3 protein-coding genes and 1 pseudogene are annotated in these 3,464 nt (G+C 50.8%); 3 read left to right on the forward strand and 1 reads right to left on the reverse strand.

Going from position 1 to position 3,464, the window contains the following annotated elements; genetic code table 11:
• Together DBO31_RS01940 and DBO31_RS01945 are read left to right on the forward strand one after the other, a co-directional pair.
• A pseudogene (locus DBO31_RS01940) lies at positions 1–219 on the forward strand (aminotransferase); the annotation flags it as partial.
• Between the two features lie 48 nt (positions 220–267).
• Positions 268–1,605, forward strand: a complete 1,338-nt coding sequence (locus DBO31_RS01945) for an acetyl-CoA hydrolase/transferase family protein (RefSeq protein ID WP_150824308.1) — start codon at positions 268–270, stop codon at positions 1,603–1,605.
• Between the two features lie 82 nt (positions 1,606–1,687).
• On the opposite strand, the gene DBO31_RS01950 is transcribed toward DBO31_RS01945, so the two are convergent.
• The gene (locus DBO31_RS01950; RefSeq protein WP_150824309.1) at positions 1,688–2,608 is read right to left on the reverse strand and encodes a metal ABC transporter solute-binding protein, Zn/Mn family; all 921 of its coding nucleotides are present in this window, start codon (positions 2,606–2,608) and stop codon (positions 1,688–1,690) included.
• A gap of 120 nt (positions 2,609–2,728) precedes the next feature.
• On the opposite strand from DBO31_RS01950, the gene DBO31_RS01955 reads away from it, so the two are divergent.
• On the forward strand, positions 2,729–3,406 hold the full coding sequence (locus DBO31_RS01955) for a metal ABC transporter ATP-binding protein (protein WP_059077026.1): 678 nt from the start codon (positions 2,729–2,731) through the stop codon (positions 3,404–3,406).
• Positions 3,407–3,464: the final 58 nt, after the last annotated feature.

Consider the following 3,464-nt stretch of genomic DNA (forward strand, 5'->3'; position numbering starts at 1 on the left):
CAGGCAACCTATCTGGCATGGGTCAACATGAATCCGTATCTCGGCGATATAGAAGATATTCCTGACTTTATGGCCAATAAAGCCGGCGTACTGCTGGAAGGAGGAGATGCGCTCTTTGTCGATAACGCCAAGGGCTATATCCGCCTCAATCTGGCCATGCCGCGCTCTATCATAGCCGAAGGGATGAAACGCATCGTCAAGGCCATCAAGGAACGATAATAGGGATTGTCAGGCAGAAACGGCGTCAGTCAGATGGGAGATGAGCTGATGGATTACCAGAGTGAATACATGAGCAAACGCTGTACACCGCAGCAGGCAGTGCAGCTGATCCGCGACGGGGACTGGGTCGATTACACCCAGGGTATTACCTTTCCCCAGCTTCTCGATGAGGCCCTGGCAGAACGGACAGGGGAATTGGCCGATGTGAAGATCCGCTGCATGTTCTGCCTGAAACGGCCGCAGATATTGGAAAAAGATCCCCATAGCGTATCTTTTACGTATCATACCTGGCATAGCAGCCAGATAGACCGCAGGGATGTCAATGAAGGCCGGGCTTATTTCGCCCCGATTCAGTACAGTCATCTGGCAGAATATTACCGCCGGGGAATGGCACCGGTCGATGTTGTCATGATGACCGTTTCTCCCATGGACCGTCATGGGAACTTCAGTTTTGCCTGCAATCCGTCGGCCACTCAGGGCGCTCTCGATGCAGCAGACCGCATCATCGTCGAAGTTAACCCCAACCTGCCGGAAGCGTACGGCCTGGGAGGAGATTTTATTCATATTTCCGATATTGATGCTATCGTGGAAAGTGATGTACCGGTGCTTACGGCACCCAATCCGCCCGTACAGGAAATCGATAAGAAAATTGCGGCCTGGCTGCTCCCCTATCTGAAAGACGGTATGACGCTGCAGATCGGTGTCGGCGGTATTCCCAATGCCCTGGGGATGCTCATTGCCGATTCGGATCTGAAAGATCTGGGCATGCATACGGAATATCTCAGTGATGGCTGCCTGAAACTGTATGAGGCAGGGAAGATAACGGATCGCAGAAAAGAACTCCTGCCGGGCAAAGGCGTGTATGGTACTTGTGCCGGCAGCACGGAACTGTACGATTTCGTCGATCACAACCGGGCATTACTATCAGCCCCTATTGAATATGTCAATCACGTGGACCAGATCCGTCAGCTGGACCAGTTCGTTTCTATCAATGGCTGCCTGGCCGTCGATTTATATGGACAGGTTTGCTCGGAATCGGCTGGCCTCCGGCATATCAGCGGCTCGGGGGGACAGGTCGATTTTATTAGCGGTGCCTTCTGGTCTCCTCATGGGCAGGCCTTTCTGACTATGCCTTCGACGTATACAGACCGGCAGGGTATCGTACATTCACGCATACAGCCGTTTTTCTCACATGGCGATATCGTTACGACGGTACGGGCCATAGCTCCGTGTATCGTAACGGAATACGGGATAGCAGAACTGGAAGGCAGGACGACGTGGCAGCGGGCAGAAGCGCTCATTGCCATTGCCCATCCCGATTTCCGCGAATCTCTGATCCGTGCGGCGGAAGCCCAGCACATATGGCGCGCTTCTCATAAACGATAATATTACTATCAATAGATAAAAGAGAGGGGGCCGCAACATGAACGGAAATGCTCATGTTGCGGCCCCCTTTCTTTTTATTTAATTACGATTCCTGGAGGGATGTGTATATTTTTTCCAGATTGTCTTTCATGACAGAAAGGTACGTTTCGTCCTCGTCTCCTTCTTCCAGCGTATCTATCGATTCCAGTCTGGCTCCCGTTTCCTGGGCCAGGGTTTCCGCTATTTTGGGGCTTTCCATGTTTTCTACGAAAATGGTCTGGACATGGGCGGCTTTGCAGGCATCAGCCAATTCTGTCATATGACGGGCACTGGGTTCTCCCGAGGCAAAGACATTAGTCAGACTGAGCTGGCGGAGGCCGAAGTCCCGGGCCAGATATGCAAAGGCTGCATGACCGGTGACGAAAGTCCGGGATGGGGCCGTATTAAATTTCAGCTGGTACCGGGCGTACAGCGCATCTGTTTTCTGGACAAATTCCATATACCGCTGGGTATAATAGTCTGCATGGTCCGGGTCAGCTGCGGCGAAAGCATCGCGTATGTTGCGCGCTTCTATCTTGGCATTTTTCAGACTCAGCCAGACATGAGGATCGGCCTGTTTTTCCGGCTTCCGGCCGGGCAGAATCTGCTTCATTTCTACATAGTGGATATCGGCTCCGTCTGATGCCGTGACAACGGCAAGCTGTTCATTTCCCGCTGCTTCTACCGCTTTATCAGCCCAGGTTTCCAGTCCACAGCCGTTGATGATAAAGATACGGGCCTGGGATAAGGCCGTCAAATCGGATGATTTAGGCTGGAAGTCATGCGGTTCTTCCCCTTCCGGTATGATCATGTGGATATCGACCTTGTCTCCGCCGATGGCATGGGCCAGTTCTCCCATAGCGTGGAAGGAAACGACGACCGGGAGTTTTCCCGCTTCTGGAGGAGGTGTTTTTTGGCTTTCCGGGGCACATCCGCCGAGCAGGAGAAGCAACAGGATGGTGAATATATAGAAAAGACGTTTCATACAGGCAGCTTCCTATCTTATAAATGAAAAAGATATATAAATGCAAATCACTTGCACTTGCGGTTAGGATTAGGATATAATATATTACACTACTTGTCAATATACAGAGGAGACTGCCTTATGATTACCATATCTCATGTCTATTACGCATATGAAACGGGGACACCCTATTTGCTGCGCGATTTGAATCTGACTATCCACAATGGGGATTATATCTCTATTGTAGGAGAAAACGGATCTGGAAAAAGTACCTTCATAAAATTGCTTCTCGGGCTGTTAAAGCCATCCAGGGGCACACTGGTCAATGATTTCAAGCGGACCAGCTACGTGCCCCAGCGGTTTGAAACCCTGAACCGCCAATTTCCCATTACGGTGCGTGAAGTGATGAATACATACCGTAAAGTCCTCGGCATAAAGGATAAAGAAGCGGTCAGCCATTATCTGGGGCTCATGAAAATGGATGCCTACGGGGAATCACTCATCGGAAACCTGTCAGGCGGGCAGTGCCAGAAAGTATTCATTGCCCGGGCTCTCATGGCCCATCCGGACCTTCTCATACTGGACGAGCCGTCTACGGGAATTGATGTCAAGTCCCAGGCAGAATTATATCCGTTCCTGAAACAGCTCAATACAGAGCATGGCATCACCATCGTCACAGTGGAACATAATCTGCGGGCGGCTATGCGCAATTCCCAATATATGTACCACGTAGCCGGTGGCAGCGGTCATCTCTGCTCGCCTGATGAGTATATCCGTGAATATGTTTCTGAAAATACAGGGAGTGAATCCTATGTTTGAATACACCTTTATGCAGAATGCCTTTATCGTAGCTCTTCTCATATCTGTCGTCTGTCCC

Origin of the sequence: Megasphaera sp. DJF_B143 (genome assembly GCF_900320625.1) — a bacterium.
Taxonomy (GTDB): Bacteria; Bacillota; Negativicutes; order Veillonellales; family Megasphaeraceae; genus Megasphaera; species Megasphaera hexanoica.

Excerpts from the sequence above, each read along its gene's own strand:
- DBO31_RS01945 (WP_150824308.1), top strand. The coding sequence starts at position 268 with ATGGATTACCAGAGTGAATACATGAGCAAACGCTGTACACCGCAGCAG.
- DBO31_RS01950 (WP_150824309.1), bottom strand. The coding sequence starts at position 2,608 with ATGAAACGTCTTTTCTATATATTCACCATCCTGTTGCTTCTCCTGCTC.
- DBO31_RS01955 (WP_059077026.1), top strand. The coding sequence starts at position 2,729 with ATGATTACCATATCTCATGTCTATTACGCATATGAAACGGGGACACCC.